This window comes from Vibrio agarilyticus (genome assembly GCF_012641465.1).
In the GTDB taxonomy this organism is placed as follows: Bacteria; Pseudomonadota; Gammaproteobacteria; order Enterobacterales; family Vibrionaceae; genus Vibrio; species Vibrio agarilyticus.
The window spans coordinates 14,993-37,987 of record NZ_JABAIK010000010.1 but is presented as its reverse complement, the minus strand read 5'-3'; the positions used below and the strand labels follow the sequence as shown (position 1 = coordinate 37,987).

Sequence of the window (22,995 nt, the reverse complement as noted above, 5' to 3'; positions counted from 1 at the left end):
TTGCACGTTCTCTATCATGGTGTTGGGATATATATTCGAAATTGTATCAATTAGAAACAGTACCGATGAATCGCTTTTTTCAGCACATCCACCGTCGGGTCGATAAATTCAAACGCGAGAAACTCATCGGGCTGATGCGCTTGGTCAATCGAGCCTGGGCCCAAGACTAATGTAGGACACAATTGCTGCAGAAACGGCGCTTCGGTGCAGTAGTTGACGGTTTGTGACTCCATAGCGCATAACGATTCAATGTCTTGAATGAACGGATGCGACTGGGGCGTTTCGTAACCAGGGATCGGCTCATGCAAAGGCACAATCTCAATTCGCCCTGGCCATTTGGCTTGTACCTCTTTGAGCGCGCCACGCAATAGGTTTTCGAGCGCATCGAGACTTACGCCAGGCAGCGGGCGCACGTCGTAATGCAGTTCACAACAGCCACAAATACGATTGGCGCTGTCGCCGCCGTGAATGTGGCCTAGGTTCAATGTCGGACTCGGCACGGCAAAACCGGGGTTGTGGTAGCGTTTAATCAGCTCATCCCGCAGTTTCATCAGCGCAAACAGCACTTCATGCATGATCTCAATGGCGTTAACCCCAAGCGCAGGATCGGATGAATGGCCAGATTTGCCCGTCACGCGCACTGCGTTAGCAACGTGACCCTTGTGGCCGCGGATCGGCACTAAGCTGGTGGGCTCACCAATAATGCAATAATCCGGTTTAAAAGGCGCTTCGGCCGTAAAGGCGCGCGCCCCCGCCATCGTGGTCTCTTCATCACAGGTGGCAAGTACATAGAGTGGCTTGGTTTGATTTTGCCACTGCATCTGCTTGGCCGCTTCGTAGATAAAGGCAAAAAAGCCTTTCATATCGGCGGTACCAAGACCATAAAAACGGTTGTCTTTTTCGGTTAGCGCATGTGGGTCAAAATTCCAGCGCCCTTCATCAAAAGGGACGGTGTCGCTGTGACCTGCGAGCAGCAAGCCGCCTTCACCTTGGCCCATTTTCGCCACCATGTTGAACTTACCCGGCGCGACAGAATGAATGTCGACCGCAAAACCGAGCGCTTCAAACCAGCTTGAGAGCTTTTCAATCACGGTTTGATTGCTTTGGTCCCACGACAAATCGGTTGAGCTGATAGATGGGGTGGCGATGAGACCCCGATAAACCTCGAGAAAACTGGGTAATGACATAGTTTATTCACTTCCAATGTTGACAGTAAGACTAGAAAACGCTAAAAACATACTAAATCATATTTAATGAATAAAAAATCACTTATTGGTGTTTTTTATAAATATGAATCGTCACTTTATTCAATTTCAGTAATGGATGTATTGAAATGCTAAACACTGCCATTATCGGCGCATCAGGCTACACCGGAGCGGAGTTAGCACTGATGGTCCAAAAACACCCAAACCTCACGCTAGCAGGTTTGTATGTCTCCGCCAATAGCTTGGATGCTGGTAAGGCCATTGCCAGTTTACATGGTCAGCTTGCGGGCATCATTGATGAGCCGGTGCAGCCGTTAACCGATCCTGAGGCGGTTGCGCGCAGTGTTGATGTGGTGTTTCTTGCGACAGCGCATGAAGTGAGCCACGATCTTGCGCCGATATTTCTTAATAATGACTGCCAGGTGTTTGATTTGTCAGGTGCTTATCGAGTCAAAAGCGCTGAGTTCTATACCAATTATTACGGGTTTGAGCATCAGCACCAAACGCAACTTGAACAAGCGGTTTACGGATTGGCTGAATGGAATGCTGACGCTATTGCGCAAAGTCCGCTGATTGCGGTTGCGGGCTGCTATCCCACCGCCGCGCAACTGGCGATTCGTCCATTACTTGACGCCAACTTGATTGATACTCAGCAGTGGCCTGTGATCAACGCCACCTCTGGTGTCTCGGGCGCTGGCCGTAAAGCGACGATGAAAAACAGCTTTTGTGAGGTGAGTTTACAACCTTACGGCGTATTCACCCACCGCCATCAACCCGAAATTGCCACTCACTTGGGCTGTGATGTCATTTTCACACCACATTTGGGCAATTTCAAACGTGGCATTTTGGCGACCACAACGATGAAACTCAATGCGAATGTGAGCGCAGAACAAGTCGATGCCGCCTTTACTAAAGCTTATGCAAATGCGCCATTGGTGCGCCTCAAAACCGACGCCTTGCCTTGCCTTGATGATGTGGTGCACACACCATTTTGTGATGTTGGCTGGCAGGTGAAAGGGGAGCACGTCATTGTGGTTTCATGCATTGATAACTTGCTCAAAGGCGCTTCAAGCCAAGCGATGCAGTGCCTCAATTTACGTTATGGTTTTGCGCCGCTAACCGCGCTGCTTTAGCCGCTGTCATTCGTATTAGCATGAAAAGGATTCATCATGACAATGCCTTCTCTTCCTTTAGTGATCAAACTTGGTGGCGCCGCACTTTCGTGTGAACAGACGCTCAATAAACTGTTCGGCGCGGTAATGGCATATCAAAGTGCCGCGGCCAGACCGATTGTGATAGTGCACGGTGGTGGTTATTTAGTCGATGAGTTGCTCGCGAAATTGCAACTTAAATCCGAAAAAAAAGCCGGCCTACGTGTGACGCCACTTGAGCACATTCCTTACATTGCCGGCGCATTAGCAGGCACCGCCAATAAATTGTTGCAAGGGCAAGCAATGAACGCGGGCCTCAATGCCGTCGGCTTGAGCTTGGCCGATGGCGGCTTATGCGTTGTTGAAGAGCTTGACCCCGAGCTTGGCGCGGTTGGTAAAGCCACGCCCGGTAATGGCGCGGTACTGCAAGCGATTATGGCGGCAGGTGCAGTCCCGATCATCAGTTCGATTGGTATTACGGCAGATGGGCAGCTGATGAACGTGAATGCCGACCAAGCTGCCGTGGCGGTGGCTGGTGCGCTGGATGCTGAATTGGTGCTGCTATCGGATGTAAGTGGTGTATTGGATGGTAAAGGCCATTTGTTACCAAGTCTGACGCAATCGCAAGCCGATGCTCTGATTGCGGGCAAAGTCATCACCGATGGCATGATTGTCAAAGTGCAAGCGGCGCTACAAGCGGCGCACGATCTTGGGCGTCCGATTGAAGTGGCGAGCTGGCGTTATCCTGAAAAATTAGCGGCGCTGTTTGCTGGTAGCAGCATCGGAACGCGTTTTGTGCCGCAAGCGTAATGAGTTAGCACCATCGTTAAGTGAACCCTGTTTTATGACCCAGTGGTCAAATCAATCAACCTAATATACCCAAACAAGTTGGTGTTGCAGGTAGGCGGCAAACGAGCAAATCTTCTGAGCATAGATAAGCTATGTGATGAAGTTTGTAAGAGCCAGCCAACAAAGCTGCGGCGCCAAGTGGGAAGAGTATAAGTCGTGCGCTGCGTGGGCAGTGTCTGGAGAAAATGATGAGTAAAGTACAAGTAAATAAAGTCGTGGTTGCGTATTCTGGTGGTCTCGATACCTCCGTGATCATTCCATGGTTGAAAGAGAATTACGACTGTGAAGTTGTGGCGTTTGTGGCCGATGTAGGTCAAGGCGCTGAAGAGCTCGAGGGCGTTGAGGCCAAAGCGAAAGCGTCGGGTGCGTCCGAGTGTTACGTTGTTGATTTGAAAGAAGAGATGGTGTCTGAATACATCTATCCAACACTGAAAACCGGAGCGTACTACGAAGGTAAATACCTTCTTGGCACGTCAATGGCTCGCCCCATTATTGCTAAGGCGCAAGTGGAAATCGCGCGCAAGGTGGGAGCCGATGCACTTTGCCATGGCTGTACAGGCAAAGGGAATGACCAAGTCCGTTTTGAAGGGGCGTTTGCCGCACTAGCGCCTGATCTGCACGTGATTGCGCCATGGCGTGAATGGGATCTGGTCAGTCGTGAAGAGTGTTTGGATTATCTTGCTGAACGCAACATTCCTTGCAGCGCCTCACTGACGAAAATTTACTCGCGTGACGCCAACGCATGGCACATCTCAACCGAAGGTGGTGTGCTTGAGAACACATGGAATGCACCAAACGAAGATTGCTGGGTATGGACGGTTGATCCCGAGCAAGCACCTAACGAAGCGGAATATGTCACCTTACAGGTAGAAAAAGGCGCTGTGGTTGGTGTCGATGGTGAAGCAATGACGCCATATAACGCACTGGTATACCTTAACGAGAAGGGCGCAAAGCACGGTGTCGGCCGTATTGATATCGTTGAAAACCGTTTGGTTGGCATGAAGTCTCGTGGCTGTTATGAAACGCCAGGGGGCACCATCATGATGGAAGCGCTTCGTGCAGTAGAGCAACTGGTATTGGACAAAACATCATTTGAATTTCGTGAAGAGCTCGGCCTAAAAGCGTCGCATTTGGTTTACGATGGTCGTTGGTTTACGCCACTGTGTAAGTCGATTCTTGCCGCAGCGGACACATTGGCGCAAGACGTTAACGGTGAAGTGGTCGTCAAGCTGTACAAAGGCCAAGCGACCGTGACGCAAAAACGTTCCGCTAATAGCCTGTACTCTGAAGAGTTTGCCACATTTGGCGCAGATGAAGTGTATGACCAAAGCCACGCTGGCGGCTTTATTCGTTTGTATTCACTGTCTAGCCGCATTCGCGCGCTCAATAGCAACAAATAAAACGACAATAAATTTGCCGCAATACCCAAACGTTGCGGGTAGGCGGCAAACGAATAAAGCAAAGGTGCATTTGGCCTTTGCTTTTTAAGATCTATACCCTTTCCACTTGAAGTTGCAGCGTTGTTGGCTGGCTCTCACAAACCTCATCACATAGTCTATCTATGCTCAGAGGCTTTGTTCGTTTGCCGCCTACCTGCAACTCCAAGTTGTTTGGGTATAAGACCCGATTGGGAAAAATAGCCAAGGCAAATGAACGTTTAGGAGAAACACGATGGCACTATGGGGCGGTAGATTTACTCAGGCAGCAGACACACGATTTAAACACTTTAATGACTCACTGCGCTTTGATTACCGACTGGCCGAGCAAGATATTGTGGGCTCAATTGCCTGGTCAAAAGCCTTGGTCTCGGTCAATGTGTTGAGCGCGAATGAGCAGCAGCAACTTGAACAAGCATTGATCGAATTGAAGCAGTCTGTGCTTGAGGATCCAGAGCAAATTTTACGCTCGGATGCGGAAGATATTCACTCTTGGGTTGAGCAACAGCTTATCGCTAAAGTCGGCGATTTAGGCAAGAAATTGCACACCGGGCGCTCGCGCAACGATCAAGTCGCGACCGATTTGAAACTCTGGTGTCGCCAGCAATCCGAACTTCTACTGCAAGGGCTTGAGCAGCTTCAAGCGCAATTAGTCACGGTCGCAAAAGCGCACCAAAACACGGTGTTGCCGGGCTATACCCATTTGCAACGAGCGCAGCCAGTGACTTTTGCTCATTGGTGTTTGGCCTATGTAGAGATGTTTGAGCGTGATCACTCGCGCTTAAGTGACGCGATGCATCGCTTTGAAACGTGCCCTTTGGGTTCCGGCGCGCTTGCCGGTACCGCTTACGCTATTGATCGTGAGCAGCTGGCGCAAGATCTCGGTTTTCGCCGTGCGACGCGTAACTCGCTAGATTCCGTTTCCGATCGCGATCATGTGATGGAGTTGATGTCAGTGGCGTCAATGTCGATGGTGCATCTATCGCGTTTGGCCGAAGACATGATTTTCTATAATTCAGGTGAGTCGAATTTTATTGAGCTGGCGGATACGGTTACGTCAGGTTCTTCCTTGATGCCACAAAAGAAAAACCCAGACGCACTGGAGCTGATCCGCGGAAAAACAGGTCGAGTCTATGGCGCGCTTTCTGGCATGATGATGACAGTGAAGGCCCTACCACTGGCCTACAACAAAGATATGCAAGAGGACAAAGAAGGGCTGTTTGATGCGCTCGACACTTGGCTGGAATGCATGGAAATGGCGGCGCTGTGTTTTGATGGCATCAAAGTGAATCAAGCACGCACGTTAGAAGCGGCAAAACAAGGGTATGCGAATGCCACTGAACTGGCTGATTATTTGGTTGCTAAAGGGATCCCGTTCCGTGAAGCGCACCACATTGTTGGCGTTGCTGTGGTAGGAGCGATTGCCCAAGGCTGCGCACTGGAAGAGCTGTCACTGGAGGCGTTAAAAACGTTCTCACCGGTGATTGAAGAAGATGTTTACGCGATTTTGACGATTGAGTCGTGCCTTGAGAAGCGCTGCGCACTTGGTGGCGTTGCGCCACAGCAAGTTGCACATGCCGTTGAGCAGGCTCAGCACCGCTTGCAGTTAAAGCTGCGATCAGGCGCACACCTAGAGTCAAAAAATAACAAATAATGGAACCAATCGACGGAACTCTCGTCAGAAAAAGTATCAATTCGGCTAAATGGTAATAGCACTGTTTTGACAGGTTGACTGCGTATCCTAAGCGCCTTTGACTTGTTAACTGATGAACTTGTTAAGTGATGGATTTGCCAACGGGTGGGTTTATTACTTGGCGGCGTGCATCAAACTTGGGTGGTGTTACTCAGTACTTTGCCTGATTGGTGTTAGAACAACTGCTTTTTCTTAGGTTTCTCTAAGACGCCCTCATGCTCATCGCTTGAGGGCTTTTTGTTTTACTGCCATCACGGTTGGTGACGCGCTTTTCTTGAGGACTGCTTCAATGGCCAAATCACCCACAGAAACAGTAGGTGTAGCGTCAGCAAGCCACTAAAGCTTACCCAAGCAAACAATAACGCAATGGTTTCAATCGCTCGAGGCGCTTCACTGGCAAAGTGCCACCAAAGTAGGCCGCTAAGAGGCGATAACACACTGAGCTGCCACATGCAGCGACGGCAGCGCCCCAGTTTGTGCCAAAACGGCGTGTGTTGACAGTCGGTGCAAGCCATCGCGAAGATCAGCCAAGATAGGCTTCGAGCTCTTCACTGCCACCGATGTGCTTACCGCCAATGAAAACTTGCGGCACGGTCGAACGACCGGTGATCGCACGAAGGCTGACGGTGGTAGCATCTTTGCCAAGTACCAACTCTTCGTAGTTCAACCCTTTATCAATTAAATTCTGCTTTGCTTTCATGCAGAACGGGCAGCCAGGCTTGGTAAACACGGTGATTGAGGCTTGCTCTTTGTGATCGGGTGCAACGTACGCCAACATAGTGTCGGCATCTGACACTTTGAACGGGTCGCCTGGGACATCGTCTTCGATAAACATTTTTTCAATGATGCCGTTTTTCACTAGCATGCTGTAACGCCATGAGCGTTTGCCAAAACCAAGGTCATTCTTTTCCACCAGCATGCCCATGCCAGCACTGAAATCACCATTACCATCGGGAATAAAGGTGATATTTTCCGCTTCTTGATCGGCTTTCCACGCATTCATAACAAATGTGTCATTGACAGAGACACACAAAATGTCATCAACGCCATGCTCTTTAAACACCGAATAGAGCTCATTGTAGCGAGGTAAGTGGCTTGACGAGCAAGTTGGGGTGAACGCACCTGGCAGACTGAATACGATGACGGTTTTGTCTTTAAACAGAGCGTCAGTGGTGAGATTGACCCATGCGTCTCCTTGGCGCGTGGCAAAGGTGACTTGTGGAACAGCTTGACCTTCTTTGGATGTAAACATGATTGGATTCCTTTTAAATGTTTTTTGCGATTTCGTTATATACCCAGATGGGAATTATGCAAATGAGTTTGTGCTTCCTATTATCAAAAAAAACTTTTGATAGATAGAATCGGTTGATGTTATTTTTTTAATTGGTGAAACCTATCGGCAAGCAGTTATTAGGGTCTGTTGACCTTTCGTGCTGATTTTTGCGCGAACAAAATTTAACCTCGAAAAGTCAACAGACCCTAGCAACGCGATACCGTTTGAGCGCGCCGCTGCATCCATTTTTACTCACTCCGCAGGCATGACATGAACATACGAGATTTTGAATACTTAGTGGCATTGGCAGAACACAACCATTTTCGTAAGGCCGCAGAGGCGTGCTTTGTTAGTCAGCCGACTTTAAGTGGCCAAATTCGTAAATTAGAAGAAGAGTTGGGAACCGCCTTATTGGAACGCAGCAGTCGCCGCGTGCTGTTTACTGATTCTGGGCGCAAGCTGGTGGCGCAAGCCAAAACCATATTGGCGGATATTCAGCTGTTTCGTGAGCTGGCAGCTGAGCAAAGTGACGCGATGACAGGGCCAATTCACATTGGTTTTATTCCGACTGTTGGGCCTTATTTACTGCCTAAAATTGTGCCGTCATTAAAAACGCAGTTTCCTGATTTATCGCTTTTTTTGCATGAAGCGCAAACGCGGGATTTAGTGCGCCAGCTTGAAGAGGGGAAATTGGACTGTTTGATTTTAGCCTCGGTGCCGGAAACCGCGCCGTTTCGCGAAATTGAGCTGTTTAATGAGCCACTCAGTGTCGCTGTGCCATCGGGGCATGAATGGGCAACGTTGAACGAAGTGGATATGGCGCTACTGGATGGGCGCACCGTGCTGTCGCTCGGCGACGGCCACTGTCTACGCGATCAGGCGTTGGGTTTTTGTTTTGCTGCCGGCGCCAGTGACGATGAACAGTTTAAAGCCACTAGTTTAGAAACGCTGCGAAATATGGTCGCAGCGGGCGCGGGGATCACTTTGCTGCCCCAGTTATCGCTACCGAAAGAGCGAGAAAAAGACGGTGTCTGTTATTTGCCTGCGGTCAATCCGGTGCCTTCACGCAGTGTGGTGTTGGCCTATCGCCCAGGCTCTCCACTGCGCGTTCGTTTTGAAACATTGGCGCAAAGCATCAGTGACACACTAGGAGCTGTTGGCCTTTCGAGCTGATTGCTGCCGCAGCTTGTGGGAAATGCCCATAAGGTAGAGAGTTTGATGAGTATGAAAAAGGCGCTCTGCAATGCAGGCGCCTTTTTATTATTCATATTTGGTGAGATAACATCGCGATTGGCTGTGGTTTAAAACAGTTCATCGTTTGACGCGTTACTACCAGAGTAAATATCTTCATCAAGCGCGTTGACGGTGTATTGCGTTGGCGCGCTCTGCTCTTCAAAGTATTCAAACAAGGTGCTCGAGTCCGATTTGTCTGTCAGCAGTCCGGTTTTTCGATCAATGCGCACCCGGGTGATCCCTTCGGGAATGACTTTGTTTTGACTTGGCACATCGGCCAGAGCCACGCGCATAAACTCAATCCAAGCTGGCTCTGCGGTTTTGGCGCCAGATTCTGCTCCGGTGATCTGCTTATTATCCAGATTAGCGTTTCCAGACGTGCGACCTAAGGTGCGGCTATTGTCATCAAAACCGACCCACGAGACCGCGACCGTATTGGGGCCATATCCGGCATACCAAGCGTCTTTTGAGTCATTGGTGGTACCAGTTTTACCACCGATATCGCGACGCTTGAGGGTTTGCGCTCGCCAACCCGTGCCATTCCAACCGGTGCCGTCGCGCCAGTTGCCACCCCCCCAAATGTTGCTGTACAACATCTCGCGGACTAAAAACGCATTTTGTTCACTGATCACTTGCGGTGCGTATTGCGCGTCGTAATCGCGTTCATTGAAAAACAGCTCGGCGGCGCTGCGCTCAGCTTCGCAAGCTGCATCGCAAATAAAGCTCGCTTCGGTTTTGTAAATCAATTTACCAAACGGATCTTCGACGTACGCAATGTAGTGAGGCTTAACGTAGTATCCGCCGTTTGCAAATACTGAGTAGCCTTGCGCCAGTTGCATTGGGGTCAGGCTTCCTGCGCCAAGCGCGATGGTTTCAGAGCGCGGCACATTGTTGATATCAAAGCCAAAGCGGGCCAAAAACTGACGCGTTTCATCCAGACCAACTTCACGCAGCGTACGCACCGCCATCACGTTCTTTGACGTTGCCAGACCAATGCGTAAACGGGTTGGGCCGATGTAAGTCGGTGGCGAGTTTTTCGGACGCCATGCCGTACCTTGACTGCTGTCCCAGCGATTGATCGGAGCATCATTGATCAGCGTAGCAAGGGTCAAGCCACTGTCGAGCGCCGCTGAATAAATAAAAGGTTTGATGCTTGAGCCCACTTGACGGACTGACATCGTGGCGCGGTTAAATTTGTTATGCACGAAGTTAAAACCACCCACAAGCGCTTGAACCGAGCCATCGCTTGGCTCCATTGCGACAAAGGCGGTATTGGCATTTGGCACTTGGCTCAGTACCCATTGATTCGCCTCTGACGTGCCATTGTCACGAACCCAGATTTGCTCGCCAATGGCCAAAATATCACTGGCGGAAGTAGGCGCAGGGCCTTGACGCTCGTCGGTGACAAAACGACGCGCCCATTTAAGCCCATTCCAAGCAAGAGTCTGCGCGCCACGGTTTTTAACCCACACTTGCGCCGTTTGGTCTTGCACATGGGTAACAATGGCGGGAACCAATTCACCATAGGTGGGTTGAGTGCGCAGATGAGAGTCCATTTGCGCTTCGGTCCAAGGCGTCTCTGATGCCGGCCACAGCACGCTTTCTGCGCCGCGATAGCCATGACGCTCGTCATAGGCGAGTAAATTTTCCAGCGCCGCTTGGTTTGCTGCATTTTGCATCGTTGAGTTAACCGTCATTACGATGCGCATCCCCGAGGTGTAAGCTTTTTCCTCACCGTAATGCTCGACCGCCCAAGCGCGAGCCAACTCAGCAACATACGGCGCGTTAAGTTCAATTTCTGCGCTGTGGTATTTGGCGACGATGGGTTCTGCGCGCGTGTGATCAAATTCTGCTTGAGTAATGTAACCCTCATCAAGCATACGCAGCAGCACGACATTACGTCTTGCCGTTGCACGTTCCACAGAATAGAGCGGGTTCATAGTCGAAGGGGCTTTTGGCATCCCCGCCAATGTCGCAATTTCGCTCAGGGTTAATTGGTTAAGATCTTTACCAAAATAGACGCGCGCAGCGGCGCCAAAGCCGTAAGAGCGATGACCAAGAAAAATTTTGTTAACGTAGAGCTCGAGAATTTCTTCTTTCGTTAGTAATTGTTCTATGTGCAGAGCGATGAAAATCTCTTTGATTTTACGCATGATTTTCTTTTCGTTTGAGAGAAAGAAATTCCGCGCTAACTGCTGAGTAATGGTACTCGCCCCTTGTTTGGCACTGCCTGACATTGCCACTACGACTGCTGCACGAGTAATGCCAATAGGGTCAATGCCGTAATGGTCATAATAGCGGCTGTCTTCCGTTGCGATGAGCGCATTAATTAACGCTTGTGGGATCTGTTCGTATGTCACTGGAATGCGACGTTTTTCGCCAAACTGAGCGATCAGTTTGCCATCGGCACTGAACACTTGCATTGGCGTTTGCAACTCGACCTCTTTGAGCGTTGCGACGTCAGGCAATTCGGGCTTTAGATATTGATAAAAACCAAATATCGTCATCACTCCAAAAATTATGCAAATCAATGTTAATGCTAATAAACGCTTTATGAACTTCACCGGAGAATCCTGATTAGTTGAGGTTGTCGAGTCGCAAACACTAGTACCCTAGACCAAAAAATGAGCTCATGTGCTATTAACCGCTATTTACGGTTCAATAACAACCTTTTGGGCGACGAAACTTGGAGCATAGGGTCATGGTTGCGCCGCTAGTCACCGGGATCGACATCAGTTCGCACAGCCTCCGTGCTGTGACGCTACGACATCACCGTGCAGGTTTTACCCTGTTAGGCTGTCATGAAATTGAGCCAGAGACGGCTATTGTCACCGAAAACCACCTCGTAAATCATCAAGAAATTGTCAACTTGTTTAACCGATTGAAAAATAAGCTGCCAATTTTTCGACGCAAAGTGGCTTTAGCGATACCTGAAGCGACAGTGATAAGGAAGATACTGCATATTGAGCGACATCTTGAGGGGCGCGAACGCGAATTTGCCCTTGAAGAGGCGTTTGCGTTGCAATCGCCACTGCCGATTGAATCGCTCAGTATTGATTACGTGGCACTCAATTCAGCGTTGGATGATGCAACGGTGCGTTATCAGGTTGTGGCGACTCGTCGTGATGTGGTCGAGTCGCGCTGGCAAGCGCTGAAAGCCGCTAAATTAACCCCCGTACGATTTGATGTGCATACACACGCGCTGATGCAGTTGTGGCGTCGAGCCAGCTATTGCTATCCGGCGCAAACCCATTTCGGATTGCTCCATATTGAAGCGGCTGTCGCGCACCTTCTCATTGAACATAATCCTGTGTCATCCGACTCATTAGCGCTGGCAGAGCGCGCCCCCTTTCATAAGGCAATTGCCGGTTCTTGGGACAATCAGCAGCAAGGCGCCAATTTGGTCGAGAAGGTGCAATTACAATGGCAGCTTTATCGTTCGATGCATTCACAAACGCTGCTTCGCGGGCTTTGGATTACCGGGATCGGCGCGGACGATGTTGAACTGCGCAATGCGCTCAGTCGAGCGCTCGATATTGAGTGTGTCATGCTGAACCCACTTGCGTTAGTGGATGGCGAAGCGGCGGTAAAACGCAGTGTGGTTCACCCAGAGCGCTGCGGTGTTGCACTGGGATTGGCCATTGGCGGGCTTGAGTGGTTGGAGGGGCACCATGCACCTTGATATCAATTTATTGCCATGGCGCACACTAGCACGCAAAGCTCAAGCTCAGCGGTTTGCGATTCAGTTAGCGGGAGTGTGCGCACTGGCGTTGGTTAGCCAATGGCTCGTCGGTATGTACCTTACCGGGCAACAGCAGCAACAAAAGGAGCGCAATGACTATTTGCAAGCTCACATTGCGCAATTAGAAAGACGCATCGGGACGATGAAAGTGGCGCAAGCGGAACACAGCGCGGTCTATTCGCGATTGCAAGCGGTGGCACCTTTACAACAAGCGCGGAGTAACGTGACCCAACTGATGAGCCTATTACAGCAAATGGTGCCAACCGGGGTTTATCTTGATGAGATTAAATTGCGCGAGCAAAAGGTCACGCTTCGAGGCATTGGTGAGAGTTACGCGCAAATTACGGCGCTGCTCGACAATCTTGAGCGTGCCGAGAGGGTCAAACAGGTTGAAATGCATTCGATTGTCAGAAAGAGCACTCGCTTTGGCGAAGATTATCAAACCTTTGTCGTCTCATTTGTCTTTTCTTGGCAGGTAGACGAAGTTGACCAAGTAGATCAAGTAGACCAAGGAGATAAAGGCAGCAAGGCAACGCCGTCCCATGAGCCACAGCCCTTGCAAGCTCCGGGCTTAGTGCAACGCACAAGCCGCGCCGGCATGGAGCGTAAACATGGCTGAGCAGCAATCGTTTGACTGGCAAGAATTAGAACTCGATGAGATGGCGTATTGGCCTCGGCAAGCGCAAGTGGCGGTTTTTCTGGTTCTGTTTGGCCTAGCTCAATTGCTGGGCTTCTGGTTTTATCTTGATCCTAAATTGGTATTGCTTGAACAACAAAAGCATCAAGAGCGAGCGTTGAAAATGATACTCGCCGAGAAGGCGAATCAGGCCGCAGCCTTGCCCAAAGTGCAATCGCAACTGGATGAGCTTAACCGCCGCTATAGCGCGTTATTAAGGCAGTTGCCCGAGCAAAAAGAGCTGGCAACGCTGCTTGCTGCAGTGAATGAGCAAGGCATGCGACACAATTTAACCTTTACTCGAATTGATTGGGGGGAGGTTGAACCGCTCGAAACCCTTAATCGGTTGCCGCTCAACATTGAACTTACCGGGCGTTACCATGACATTGGTCGATTTAGCGAGGCCATTGCTCGCTTACCGCGAATTATTACTCTGAATGATGTGACGTGGCAGCGCGTATCAAACGAGAGTCAAATGCTCCATTTTCGCGTTGATGCCCATACTTACCAGTTTCGTGCTGAGCCCAGTCGTGACTCTCTGTCCAAGAAGACCAAACAACAAGCGTTGCCGTATGGAGGTGAGCCATGAGTGACCCAAACGAAAGACGTACTATGAAGCTGGTTATCTTAAGCGTCGTGGCTGGAGCGCTGATGGGGTGCCGCGCCGAGCAAGCGCCGCTCGATCAATTTGTGCGCGAAACGGAAACGCAGGCTCGTCAGTATATTGCAGCGCTCGCCCCTGAGTCTTCATCCAACATTTCGACCTATGTCGCACTAAGCGACCACGATCCGTTTGCTTTGCCCCTAGCGGCACATAAAGTGTCACCAGCGACCTCAACAGAACAAGCGTGCTGGCAACCTCCGACACGTCAAACCAAAGTGAAGTTTGAGCGATTTCCATTAGAGCAGTTGATGTTCAAAGGGGTGATGAGCAATGGCAAATCCTCGCTGGGGGTAATTAGCGCACCAGACGGCGCTGTCGCAGCGGTGCGTGCTGGCGATATCTTAGGGATGAATTTTGGCCAGATCACTAAGATTGACGCCAATACCATCACAGTCACGGAAATGTTGGCCGATGGTTTAGGCTGCTGGCAATCACGGCAACAGACGTTGGCGCTGTATTCGGGAGAGCAGAATGCAAAATAACCCTTATCCAAACTCGAATCAGCCACAGCATTATGTTGTTCTGTGGTTCATGATATTCATCGCGCTTTTTATGTCTCAGTTTTGTTGGGCTGAAATGGGCTTATCAAACGGTCTTTACGTTAACGCCAGTAACAATACGATGAGTTTTGAGTCGCAGCTTGAAGCGGTTGATTTTCGAACCAACTCAGCGCGCGAAGCGCGAGTGATCATTTCATTAAATCGCGCCGTGCCAGTGATGGATGTTCAGCGTACACCACAAGGCTTAACCATTGAGCTGTTTAATACGTATGTGGCGGATGAGCATCTCTATCTGATGGATGTTGAGGATTTCGCCACCCAAGTAAAACAAATCGAGGTGGTTCGGCATGGGCCACATACACGCCTTTTGCTGTCTATTGAAGGCGAGTATGAATACCGCTATCAATGGATTGAGCAGCAACTGGTGGTGACCGTGTCGTCGATGACCAAGGGGCAAGCGGGCAAGTCGCTGTTAGAACAGCAGGGGCAACCAATCTCAATCAATTTTCAAGATATTGCGGTTCGCAGTGTGCTGCAGTTAATCGCTGATTATAATGATTTTAATTTGGTGGTGTCCGATTCCGTCAGCGGTAATCTTACCTTGCGTTTGGATGGTGTGCCTTGGCAGCAAGTGCTCGATATTATTTTACAAGTAAAAGGGCTGGATAAGCGGCTTGAGGGCAATGTACTTTTGGTGGCCCCAAAGGTTGAGTTAGATCAGCGCGAACAGCATGCGCTGGAATTGCAGCAGGTGGAGCAAGAGCTGCGCACGTTAGAGTCAAAGATCATTACAGTTCAATTTGCCAACGCCGTGGATTTAGCGCAATTGATCCGTGGTGAAGGAGAAGGGGCGGTTTCGATGCTTTCGGCGCGAGGAAGCATCGCGGTGGATGAGCGAACCAATGCGCTTTTAATTCGTGAGCTGCCACAAAATTTAACCACCATTATTGAGCTTGTCACGGCGTTAGATATTCCGGTCAAACAAGTACAAATTGAAGCGCGGATAGTCACAATTAGTGAGGGTGACTTGGAAGAAATTGGTGTACGCTGGGGCGTGACATCCGTTAATGGCGATAGTCGAATCAGTGGCTCAATAGAAAACAACCTTGAGGCCATTGGACTGTATGAGTCAAATGGGGGTGACGATGGTGACTCAAACGATAACATCAATGACTTTCTTAATGTTAATTTAGGGGCAACCGATGACAACGCGGCGCGTATCGCCTTTCAAGTTGGCAGTATCGGCTCCACGCTGCTCGATTTGGAGTTATCTGCGTTGCAGCGGGAGTCAAAGGCTGAAGTGATTTCCAGTCCAAGATTGTTGACCACCAATAAAAAACCAGCCTATATTGAACAAGGTACTGAAATCCCCTACCTTGAGTCAACCTCCAGTGGCGCGACGTCAGTTGCGTTTCGTAAAGCGGTATTGAGCCTTATTGTTACGCCGCAAATTACCCCAGATAACCGTTTAGTGCTTGATTTAAATGTGACTCAAGACAGGCCGGGTAGCGTAGTCAAAACCGGCACCGGAGAGGCGGTGTCGATTAAAACCCAGCGTATAGGAACTCAAGTATTGGTCGATAATGGTGAAACCATTGTGCTGGGTGGGATTTTTGAGCACAGCGTGATTAATACGGTGGACAAGGTACCCGTTTTAGGGGATTTGCCCATTTTAGGGCGACTGTTCAAACGCACATACGAAGATGTGGGGAAAAGCGAGCTATTGATCTTCGTGACCCCCAAAGTGGTGATGCAATAAAAGGCCACATGCGTAAGCGCGAGTTTGCTTTTCTAAAGCGAGTGCAAAAATTAAGTTGCATTAGCGGCATCATACCTTGATAATTTCGGGTCTTATCACGAATTATCTGTGAGGAATCGGCGCCACGAGCTTTTTATGTCGCGCAGCATCGCGACGCCAGTTGTGGCGATCTTATTGAATTAACGTTGTAAATTACTGCTAATTAATATGGCTGAGAAACGTAATATTTTTCTTGTTGGCCCAATGGGTGCCGGCAAAAGTACAATCGGTAGACACCTAGCACAACAACTTCATATGGAGTTTTTGGACTCAGACACTGTGATTGAAGAGCGCACTGGCGCTGATATCGCATGGGTGTTTGATGTTGAAGGTGAAGCGGGTTTCCGTAAACGCGAAGAAGCGGTGATTAACGATCTTACCGAAGAGCAGGGCATTGTGCTCGCGACAGGTGGTGGTTCGATTCTAAGTAAAGAGAATCGCAATCGTCTTTCTGCGCGTGGCATCGTGGTCTATTTGGAAACCACCATTGATAAACAAATGGCGCGCACAAATCGCGATAAAAAGCGTCCATTACTGCAAACGGACAGCCCGCGTGACGTGCTTGAAGCGTTGGCAGACGAGCGTAACCCTCTTTATGAAGAGATTGCGGATTACACTGTTCGCACCGACGATCAAAGCGCCAAAGTGGTCGCAAATCAAATCGTAAAAATGCTAGAAGAGCGATAACCCAATCGCTGGAACGGAGTTAAGCCATGGAACGGATCACGGTCAATCTAGCGGAACGTAGTTATCCCATCACGATTGGCGCCGGGTTATTTCAAGACTCGGCGCAACTTTCTTTATTAAAGTCTGGGCAAAAAGTGGTGGTGATCACCAATGACACCGTTGCACCGCTTTATGCACAGACCTTGTTGGCATTGCTTGAGCAGGCCGGCGCTCAGGCTCAATTGCAAATACTGCCCGACGGTGAGCAGTACAAGTCTCTCGACACGTTCAATCAAATCATGGATTACATGCTAGAGCACAACCACAGTCGCGATGTGGTGATGGTCGCGCTCGGTGGCGGTGTGATAGGTGATTTGGTTGGGTTTGCTGCGGCCTGCTATCAACGCGGTGTCGATTTTATTCAAGTGCCGACGACATTGCTGTCACAAGTTGACTCCTCTGTTGGCGGTAAAACCGCAGTGAATCACCCTCTCGGCAAGAACATGATCGGAGCGTTTTATCAGCCTAAAGCGGTGATTATCGACACCGATTGCTTGCGCACTCTACCTCGTCGCGAATTGGCGGCGGGCATGGCAGAGGTGATCAAATACGGCATCATCTACGATGGTGAATTTTTTGCTTGGCTCGAAAGCCACGTCGAATCCCTTTTTGCACTCGAACCTCAAGCGCTTTCTTATGCCATTGCCCGTTGCTGTGCGATTAAGGCAGAGGTGGTGGCGCAAGATGAAAAAGAGTCAGGATTGCGCGCGCTGCTTAACCTTGGCCACACATTTGGCCATGCCATTGAAGCCGAGCTCGGCTACGGTCATTGGCTTCATGGCGAAGCCGTTGCTAGCGGTATGGTGATGGCCGCAAAAACGGCGCAATTGCAAGGGGCGTTGAGCGAAGCCGACGTGGCGCGCATTGTGACGTTATTGCGCCGCTGTGATTTGCCGGTTCATACGCCTGCATCGATGCAATATGATGATTTTATGCGGCATATGATGCGAGACAAAAAGGTGCTTTCTGGGCAATTACGTCTGGTATTGCCAACCGCAATTGGTCAAGCTCACGTGACAGCCGACACGCCGCTCGATGTGATCAAACAAGCGATTGAATACGGGCGTGAGTTGGCGTAGTTTGTTATTTTAACCTTGGCGAGAAGTGAAGATGGCCTCCATGCAGTCTCCATATGTCATCGAACTTGAGTCTCAGACCGAGTTACTTGAACGCATTGCGTTGTTGTCTCACTTTCGCTCAAATCTTATTGCGGTTTCCGGCGAGTCAGGCAGTGGTAAATCATGGCTGGCGCAGCGTTATCTTGAGTTAAAGGCGCAAACGCAAAATCAGTGCTTACTGTGCGTTCGTCCTCATCAAAGCGATCGTGAACTGCGCGCCCAACTCCTTGAGCAACTGCTTCCTGCTCCACTGTTTAATCCTGATGCCTCCTTGTTTGAAAGTTTTGCTCAACTGTTTGAAGGCAGTCGCTGTGATGCTGTTGTGGTCATCGATGACGCGCATCGTTTAAGCGATGGGTTTGTCACTGAGCTTTGGAGCTGGGTCACACAACTGAGTCAGGTATCACGCTGGCGTGTTACCGTGGTGCTGTTTTCATTACCGGGTCATTTGGACGGGTTATTGACTCGACTGGCTTATGGTCAAGAGATCAAACCGATAGAATTGGATATAGACCCACTCAGCGAGTCTGAGGCGATGCTGTTGTTTGAAAAGCAAGTCGCTCGTTATATCGATGAGTCACAAGAAAAGCGGGTGCGCAACGCATTTCGTTTTGTTCGCCCCAATCCCGGCGACATCATTGCGTTAGGAGAAAAGAAAGTGGAAAAACGGATCATTATTCGCTCTATCGTTGCCTCTCCATTGAATATTGTTTTGCTGGTGGCGCTGCTTGTGGTGTTACTCATCGCCGGTTATTGGTGGCTTTTGCCGCAATCGGCGCCGAAAACGACAGAATCGCTGGTGGTCACTGAACAGACGGTCATTCCCACACTGAGTGAGAATCGCACAAGTCCGGTACTTGAAGTAGCAGAAGGTGAGTTAGAGTCGCCACTGGCAGACAGTGAACCATCGAAGCAATCGGCACTGATAGCCGATGACTCTAGTGCGTTACCACCATCGGTCTTGACAGAAACAGTCAGTGTTGGCGTAGCTGATGAGCCCCATCAACGGGTGGTTATTGAGTCCAATGTGGTGGATGCCTTGTTGGAAGGAAAGCCCGCCAGCGTTAATACCCAATCACTTGCCGACGTGGCGGTGCAAGTGGCCCCCAATAGTGTCAATGATACGCCTAACGACGCGCCTGTCGCGCAAGCGGCTGTGCCACCATCGACGGTCGGAAAAATTGTTGTACTACGCAGCGATGATAATTTTGAAGCCACGCCAGCAGAGACTGTTGACACCGACCCTCTTGCAGCCGCGCGTAGTGAGCTTAACGCATTGCCGCCGCGCAGTTATACATTGCAACTTGCCGCGCTCACTTCACCTGAAGAGGTCACGCAATTTATTGCCACGCATCAACTGCTCAATCAGGTTCGAATCTACTCGACGGTGCGCCAAGGTGCCCTTTGGTACATCGTTACTTATCAAGATTTTGCCACCATTCAGCAAGCCCGTGATGCGATTGCACTGTTACCAACATCATTACAAGCGGTTGGACCTTGGGCGAAGTCACTAGCGCAAGTACAGCGTGAACTGCTCCAATCGAAATAATCCTGAGCGAATGTCGAAAATATGGTACATTTCGCAGCTTCAAATTTAGGTGGATAAATAGAGCAAGCAATGAAAAAACAGCGAGCCTTTCTGAAGTGGGCGGGAGGAAAATATGGCTTGGTGGAAGACATTCAGCGCCATTTGCCGCCTGCGCGCAAATTGGTGGAGCCGTTTGTGGGGGCGGGGTCGATTTTTCTCAATACCGACTACGAACAGTACTTGCTGGCGGACATCAACCCCGATTTGATCAACCTGTATAATTTGTTAAAAGCAGAGCCTGAACGTTATATCGCTGAAGCCAAACGTTGGTTTACGCCAGAATATAATCGCAAAGAGGTTTATCTCGATATTCGCGCCCAGTTTAATAAAACCGGTTGCGATAGCGAAGACGCGATATTCTATCGCTCGCTGGCGTTTTTATACATGAACCGTTTTGGCTTTAATGGTCTATGTCGTTATAACAAAAAGGGCGGATTTAATGTGCCTTTTGGTTCGTACAAAAAACCCTACTTTCCTGAAGCAGAGTTGGAGTTTTTCGCCGAGAAAGCGAAGCGAGCTACTTTTATTTGCGAAAGTTACCCAGACACTTTTCGTCGCGCCCGTAAAGGCAGCGTGATTTATTGCGATCCACCATACGCACCCTTATCGACAACCGCTAATTTTACCTCTTATTCTGGGGCTGGATTTACGCTCGATGATCAGGCTGCACTGGCCGATATCGCCGAGAAAACCGCGTATGAGCGCGGTATTCCCGTCTTAATTTCAAATCACGACACAACGCTGACACGCAGGCTTTACCATGGCGCTCAGCTTAATGTGGTGAAAGTGAAGCGAACAATCAGTCGTAATGGCGCAGGTCGTAATAAAGTGGATGAGTTATTGGCGCTTTTTGCGGCTCAATAAGGTGTTTCGACGGCGTTGTTGACTTGCCGCTTACCTGCATTTTGAATACCCAAATCACGCTTTGGCCGTCAGTGGTATTTTTAGAGTAAACTTGGGTTATCCCCGCTATGACAACCTGCGCCGCTGGCGCATCAAGGATCGTTGAGGTCGAATATGAAAGAGTTTTTAATTGCCCCCTCCATTTTATCTGCCGATTTTGCGCGTCTTGGTGAAGATGTTGAAAGAGTGCTCGCGGCAGGCGCGGATGTGGTGCACTTTGATGTAATGGATAACCATTATGTGCCCAACTTGACCTTTGGCGCGCCAATTTGTAAAGCGCTGCGTGATTATGGCATCACCGCACCGATTGATGTGCATTTAATGGTAAAGCCGGTCGATCGCATCATTCCTGATTTTGCTAAAGCGGGCGCAACCATGATCACATTTCATATTGAAGCGTCTGAGCATGTGGATCGTACGCTGCAGCTTATTAAAGAACATGGCTGCCAAGCAGGAGTAGTATTAAACCCAGCGACCCCTTTGTCTCATCTTGAATACATCATGGATAAAGTGGATATGATTTTGTTGATGTCAGTCAACCCAGGGTTTGGTGGTCAATCATTTATTCCCAATACGCTAGATAAACTGCGAGCAGTACGTAAGATGATTGATGCATCGGGTCGCGATATTCGCCTTGAAATTGATGGTGGTGTCAAAGTGGATAACATTCGTGAAATAGCCCAAGCAGGCGCGGATATGTTCGTTGCGGGCTCGGCAATTTTCGGCGAGCCAGATTACAAAGCGGTCATCGATCAAATGCGCGCCGAGTTGGCAAAAGCGTAAACACCTTTCACCGAATCAGCACAATAAGGGCGGTCTCTCAAACCGCTCTTATCTTGAAGTTACTTGGGTATCTTGCGGGTTCATCTTCCTACGTTATTCTCGCGATAAATACCGCTTGCTTAATTTACGACCTTTAAGTACTATTCTCCGTCCAAAATCTCGGTCCACTAACCCTTAGTTCCTTGCTTCCTCTGGTTGACCGAGCCATCTGTGGAAGCTGAATAATCCGTAAGGAGCAACACATGCGTCATTACGAAATCGTATTCATGGTGCACCCAGATCAAAGCGAGCAAGTTGCTGGCATGATCGAGCGTTACACTGGTTCTATCACTGAAACTGGCGGTACTATCCACCGTCTAGAAGATTGGGGTCGTCGTCAATTGGCTTACCCAATCAACAAGCTTCACAAAGCTCACTACGTTCTTATGAACGTTGAAGCTGATCAAGCTGTTATCGATGAACTAGAAACTGCTTTCCGTTACAACGATGCAGTTCTACGTAACATGATCATGCGTACTAAAGCGGCTATCACTGAGCCATCAATCATGCTAAAGCAGAAAGAAGAACGTTCTGCAAAGCGTGAAGAGCGCGTAGAAGCTGCTGAGTAATTGCTGCTATGACCAACCGAATGGAGCTCAGTGGCGTTGTTGCTAAGCCTCCTATTCGAAGTCAAAGCCCAAGTGGTATACATCACTGTCGATTCTGGCTTGAGCACCGCTCAACCGTAATTGAAGCTGACCTCCCAAGACAAGTGTATTGTCTTATGCCTGTGGTGGTGAGTGGGCAAAGGTCACAAACAGATACTCAGAATTTAGTACAAGGTAGTAGCATTAAGGTAAGAGGCTTTGTCGCTTATCAAACCAGCCGAAATGGCGTGGGAAAATTGGTGCTGCATGCCGAACACATTACTCAAATTTAAGATCAGGAGATAGCCCATGGCTCGTTTCTTCCGTCGTCGTAAATTCTGCCGTTTCACTGCAGAAGGCGTACAAGAGATTGATTACAAAGACGTAGCAACTCTTAAAAACTACATCACTGAAGCTGGTAAAATCGTACCTAGCCGTATCACTGGTACTTGTGCTAAGTATCAGCGTCAGCTAGCGCGCGCTATCAAGCGTTCTCGCTACCTAGCTCTACTACCGTACACTGACAAGCATCAGTAATCGGTTCGTTTTATTAAGAAAGAGGATTAAACAATGCAAGTTATTCTACTTGATAAAATCGGTAACCTAGGTGGTCTTGGCGATACTGTTAACGTTAAATCTGGCTATGCTCGTAACTTCCTTATCCCTCAAGGTAAAGCAGTTATGGCAACTAAAAATAACGTTGAAATGTTCGAAGTTCGTCGCGCTGAACTAGAAGCTAAAGTTGCTGAGCAACTGGCTGCTGCAGAAGCTCGTGCTGAGAAAGTTGCTGAGCTAGAAGCGGTTGTTATCACTTCTAAAGCGGGTGACGAAGGTAAACTATTCGGTTCTATCGGTACTCGTGACATCGCTGATGCAGTTTCTGCTGCTGGCGTTGCAGTTGCTAAGAGCGAAGTTCGTCTTCCAGAAGGTGCTCTACGCACAACTGGTGAGTTCGAAGTTTCTCTACAACTTCACTCAGACGTATTTGCAACAGTTAAAGTTAACGTTGTAGCTGAGTAATTTACTCATTT

General features: G+C 49.3%; 22 protein-coding genes and 1 pseudogene. 19 read left to right on the top strand and 4 right to left on the bottom strand.

The features are described 5' to 3' along the window. Nucleotides 1-50 precede the first annotated feature (50 nt). The gene (gene argE, locus HGP28_RS11375; protein ID WP_168836590.1) at nucleotides 51-1,187 is read right to left on the bottom strand and encodes an acetylornithine deacetylase; all 1,137 of its coding nucleotides are present in this window, start codon (nucleotides 1,185-1,187) and stop codon (nucleotides 51-53) included. A 146-nt stretch (nucleotides 1,188-1,333) separates the two neighbouring features. Between argE and argC the strand changes: the two genes are divergently transcribed. The 4 genes and pseudogenes from argC to argH form a co-directional block, all read left to right on the top strand. After that, nucleotides 1,334-2,338 carry an N-acetyl-gamma-glutamyl-phosphate reductase gene (gene argC, locus HGP28_RS11370; protein WP_168836589.1) on the top strand — a complete coding sequence of 335 codons (1,005 nt, stop codon included), beginning with the start codon at nucleotides 1,334-1,336 and terminating at the stop codon, nucleotides 2,336-2,338. A gap of 36 nt (nucleotides 2,339-2,374) precedes the next feature. After that, nucleotides 2,375-3,166 (top strand): acetylglutamate kinase, encoded by a 792-nt coding sequence (gene argB, locus HGP28_RS11365; protein ID WP_168836588.1) that lies wholly within the window; start codon nucleotides 2,375-2,377, stop codon nucleotides 3,164-3,166. Nucleotides 3,167-3,393: 227 nt separating this feature from the next. Continuing rightward, nucleotides 3,394-4,605: an argininosuccinate synthase gene (locus HGP28_RS11360; RefSeq protein WP_168836587.1), complete on the top strand. Its 1,212-nt coding sequence runs from the start codon at nucleotides 3,394-3,396 to the stop codon at nucleotides 4,603-4,605. Nucleotides 4,606-4,876: 271 nt separating this feature from the next. Continuing rightward, a pseudogene (argH, locus tag HGP28_RS11355) lies at nucleotides 4,877-6,280 on the top strand (argininosuccinate lyase); the annotation flags it as partial. A 305-nt stretch (nucleotides 6,281-6,585) separates the two neighbouring features. Here the strand turns inward: argH and HGP28_RS11350 are convergent. Then, nucleotides 6,586-6,849 carry a DUF3624 domain-containing protein gene (locus HGP28_RS11350; RefSeq protein ID WP_168836586.1) on the bottom strand — a complete coding sequence of 88 codons (264 nt, stop codon included), beginning with the start codon at nucleotides 6,847-6,849 and terminating at the stop codon, nucleotides 6,586-6,588. Between the two features lie 8 nt (nucleotides 6,850-6,857). Then, entirely contained in the window at nucleotides 6,858-7,586 is a 729-nt protein-coding gene (locus HGP28_RS11345; protein ID WP_168836585.1) for a glutathione peroxidase, read from the bottom strand. A 291-nt stretch (nucleotides 7,587-7,877) separates the two neighbouring features. On the opposite strand from HGP28_RS11345, the gene oxyR reads away from it, so the two are divergent. Then, nucleotides 7,878-8,780, top strand: a complete 903-nt coding sequence (gene oxyR, locus HGP28_RS11340; RefSeq protein ID WP_168836584.1) for a DNA-binding transcriptional regulator OxyR — start codon at nucleotides 7,878-7,880, stop codon at nucleotides 8,778-8,780. Between the two features lie 128 nt (nucleotides 8,781-8,908). On the opposite strand, the gene HGP28_RS11335 is transcribed toward oxyR, so the two are convergent. Continuing rightward, nucleotides 8,909-11,404 (bottom strand): PBP1A family penicillin-binding protein, encoded by a 2,496-nt coding sequence (locus HGP28_RS11335; protein ID WP_168836583.1) that lies wholly within the window; start codon nucleotides 11,402-11,404, stop codon nucleotides 8,909-8,911. A 137-nt stretch (nucleotides 11,405-11,541) separates the two neighbouring features. Between HGP28_RS11335 and pilM the strand changes: the two genes are divergently transcribed. From pilM to rplI, 14 genes are all read left to right on the top strand, one after another. Next, nucleotides 11,542-12,522 (top strand): pilus assembly protein PilM, encoded by a 981-nt coding sequence (pilM, locus tag HGP28_RS11330; RefSeq protein WP_168836582.1) that lies wholly within the window; start codon nucleotides 11,542-11,544, stop codon nucleotides 12,520-12,522. Continuing rightward, nucleotides 12,512-13,201, top strand: a complete 690-nt coding sequence (locus tag HGP28_RS11325) for a PilN domain-containing protein (protein WP_168836581.1) — start codon at nucleotides 12,512-12,514, stop codon at nucleotides 13,199-13,201. Before pilM ends, HGP28_RS11325 begins: the two co-directional genes overlap by 11 nt. Beyond that, nucleotides 13,194-13,847, top strand: coding sequence for a type IV pilus inner membrane component PilO (locus HGP28_RS11320; RefSeq protein ID WP_168836580.1), 654 nt, complete (start codon nucleotides 13,194-13,196; stop codon nucleotides 13,845-13,847). Before HGP28_RS11325 ends, HGP28_RS11320 begins: the two co-directional genes overlap by 8 nt. Continuing rightward, a complete protein-coding gene (locus HGP28_RS11315) occupies nucleotides 13,844-14,404 on the top strand; it encodes a pilus assembly protein PilP (protein ID WP_168836579.1) in 561 nt (186 codons plus the stop codon). The genes HGP28_RS11320 and HGP28_RS11315 overlap by 4 nt, the downstream gene beginning before the upstream one ends. Nucleotides 14,405-14,474: 70 nt before the next feature. Beyond that, nucleotides 14,475-16,181: a type IV pilus secretin PilQ gene (locus tag HGP28_RS11310; RefSeq protein ID WP_439333854.1), complete on the top strand. Its 1,707-nt coding sequence runs from the start codon at nucleotides 14,475-14,477 to the stop codon at nucleotides 16,179-16,181. 207 nt (nucleotides 16,182-16,388) lie between these two features. Beyond that, the gene (aroK, locus tag HGP28_RS11305; RefSeq protein ID WP_168836577.1) at nucleotides 16,389-16,907 is read left to right on the top strand and encodes a shikimate kinase AroK; all 519 of its coding nucleotides are present in this window, start codon (nucleotides 16,389-16,391) and stop codon (nucleotides 16,905-16,907) included. A gap of 26 nt (nucleotides 16,908-16,933) precedes the next feature. After that, a complete protein-coding gene (gene aroB / locus HGP28_RS11300) occupies nucleotides 16,934-18,025 on the top strand; it encodes a 3-dehydroquinate synthase (RefSeq protein ID WP_168836576.1) in 1,092 nt (363 codons plus the stop codon). A 40-nt stretch (nucleotides 18,026-18,065) separates the two neighbouring features. After that, nucleotides 18,066-19,613 carry an AAA family ATPase gene (locus HGP28_RS11295; protein ID WP_168836575.1) on the top strand — a complete coding sequence of 516 codons (1,548 nt, stop codon included), beginning with the start codon at nucleotides 18,066-18,068 and terminating at the stop codon, nucleotides 19,611-19,613. A gap of 69 nt (nucleotides 19,614-19,682) precedes the next feature. Beyond that, the gene (locus HGP28_RS11290; protein WP_168836574.1) at nucleotides 19,683-20,516 is read left to right on the top strand and encodes a Dam family site-specific DNA-(adenine-N6)-methyltransferase; all 834 of its coding nucleotides are present in this window, start codon (nucleotides 19,683-19,685) and stop codon (nucleotides 20,514-20,516) included. A gap of 153 nt (nucleotides 20,517-20,669) precedes the next feature. After that, nucleotides 20,670-21,338: a ribulose-phosphate 3-epimerase gene (gene rpe / locus HGP28_RS11285; RefSeq protein WP_168836573.1), complete on the top strand. Its 669-nt coding sequence runs from the start codon at nucleotides 20,670-20,672 to the stop codon at nucleotides 21,336-21,338. Between the two features lie 242 nt (nucleotides 21,339-21,580). Then, nucleotides 21,581-21,946, top strand: a complete 366-nt coding sequence (gene rpsF, locus HGP28_RS11280) for a 30S ribosomal protein S6 (protein ID WP_168836572.1) — start codon at nucleotides 21,581-21,583, stop codon at nucleotides 21,944-21,946. A gap of 8 nt (nucleotides 21,947-21,954) precedes the next feature. Continuing rightward, nucleotides 21,955-22,257 (top strand): primosomal replication protein N, encoded by a 303-nt coding sequence (gene priB / locus HGP28_RS11275; protein WP_168836571.1) that lies wholly within the window; start codon nucleotides 21,955-21,957, stop codon nucleotides 22,255-22,257. A 16-nt stretch (nucleotides 22,258-22,273) separates the two neighbouring features. Next, the gene (gene rpsR, locus HGP28_RS11270; RefSeq protein ID WP_168836570.1) at nucleotides 22,274-22,501 is read left to right on the top strand and encodes a 30S ribosomal protein S18; all 228 of its coding nucleotides are present in this window, start codon (nucleotides 22,274-22,276) and stop codon (nucleotides 22,499-22,501) included. 33 nt (nucleotides 22,502-22,534) lie between these two features. Continuing rightward, nucleotides 22,535-22,984, top strand: a complete 450-nt coding sequence (rplI, locus tag HGP28_RS11265) for a 50S ribosomal protein L9 (protein ID WP_168836569.1) — start codon at nucleotides 22,535-22,537, stop codon at nucleotides 22,982-22,984. The last annotated feature ends 11 nt before the right edge of the window (nucleotides 22,985-22,995 follow it).

Bases quoted from the DNA above. Each gene is read 5' to 3' on its own strand.
- argE (WP_168836590.1), bottom strand. From the start codon at position 1,187: ATGTCATTACCCAGTTTTCTCGAGGTTTATCGGGGTCTCATCGCCACC.
- argC (WP_168836589.1), top strand. From the start codon at position 1,334: ATGCTAAACACTGCCATTATCGGCGCATCAGGCTACACCGGAGCGGAG.
- argB (WP_168836588.1), top strand. From the start codon at position 2,375: ATGACAATGCCTTCTCTTCCTTTAGTGATCAAACTTGGTGGCGCCGCA.
- HGP28_RS11360 (WP_168836587.1), top strand. From the start codon at position 3,394: ATGAGTAAAGTACAAGTAAATAAAGTCGTGGTTGCGTATTCTGGTGGT.
- HGP28_RS11350 (WP_168836586.1), bottom strand. From the start codon at position 6,849: ATGGCTTGCACCGACTGTCAACACACGCCGTTTTGGCACAAACTGGGG.
- HGP28_RS11345 (WP_168836585.1), bottom strand. From the start codon at position 7,586: ATGTTTACATCCAAAGAAGGTCAAGCTGTTCCACAAGTCACCTTTGCC.
- oxyR (WP_168836584.1), top strand. From the start codon at position 7,878: ATGAACATACGAGATTTTGAATACTTAGTGGCATTGGCAGAACACAAC.
- pilM (WP_168836582.1), top strand. From the start codon at position 11,542: ATGGTTGCGCCGCTAGTCACCGGGATCGACATCAGTTCGCACAGCCTC.
- HGP28_RS11325 (WP_168836581.1), top strand. From the start codon at position 12,512: ATGCACCTTGATATCAATTTATTGCCATGGCGCACACTAGCACGCAAA.
- HGP28_RS11320 (WP_168836580.1), top strand. From the start codon at position 13,194: ATGGCTGAGCAGCAATCGTTTGACTGGCAAGAATTAGAACTCGATGAG.
- HGP28_RS11315 (WP_168836579.1), top strand. From the start codon at position 13,844: ATGAGTGACCCAAACGAAAGACGTACTATGAAGCTGGTTATCTTAAGC.
- HGP28_RS11310 (WP_439333854.1), top strand. From the start codon at position 14,475: ATGTCTCAGTTTTGTTGGGCTGAAATGGGCTTATCAAACGGTCTTTAC.
- aroK (WP_168836577.1), top strand. From the start codon at position 16,389: ATGGCTGAGAAACGTAATATTTTTCTTGTTGGCCCAATGGGTGCCGGC.
- aroB (WP_168836576.1), top strand. From the start codon at position 16,934: ATGGAACGGATCACGGTCAATCTAGCGGAACGTAGTTATCCCATCACG.
- HGP28_RS11295 (WP_168836575.1), top strand. From the start codon at position 18,066: ATGCAGTCTCCATATGTCATCGAACTTGAGTCTCAGACCGAGTTACTT.
- HGP28_RS11290 (WP_168836574.1), top strand. From the start codon at position 19,683: ATGAAAAAACAGCGAGCCTTTCTGAAGTGGGCGGGAGGAAAATATGGC.
- rpe (WP_168836573.1), top strand. From the start codon at position 20,670: ATGAAAGAGTTTTTAATTGCCCCCTCCATTTTATCTGCCGATTTTGCG.
- rpsF (WP_168836572.1), top strand. From the start codon at position 21,581: ATGCGTCATTACGAAATCGTATTCATGGTGCACCCAGATCAAAGCGAG.
- priB (WP_168836571.1), top strand. From the start codon at position 21,955: ATGACCAACCGAATGGAGCTCAGTGGCGTTGTTGCTAAGCCTCCTATT.
- rpsR (WP_168836570.1), top strand. From the start codon at position 22,274: ATGGCTCGTTTCTTCCGTCGTCGTAAATTCTGCCGTTTCACTGCAGAA.
- rplI (WP_168836569.1), top strand. From the start codon at position 22,535: ATGCAAGTTATTCTACTTGATAAAATCGGTAACCTAGGTGGTCTTGGC.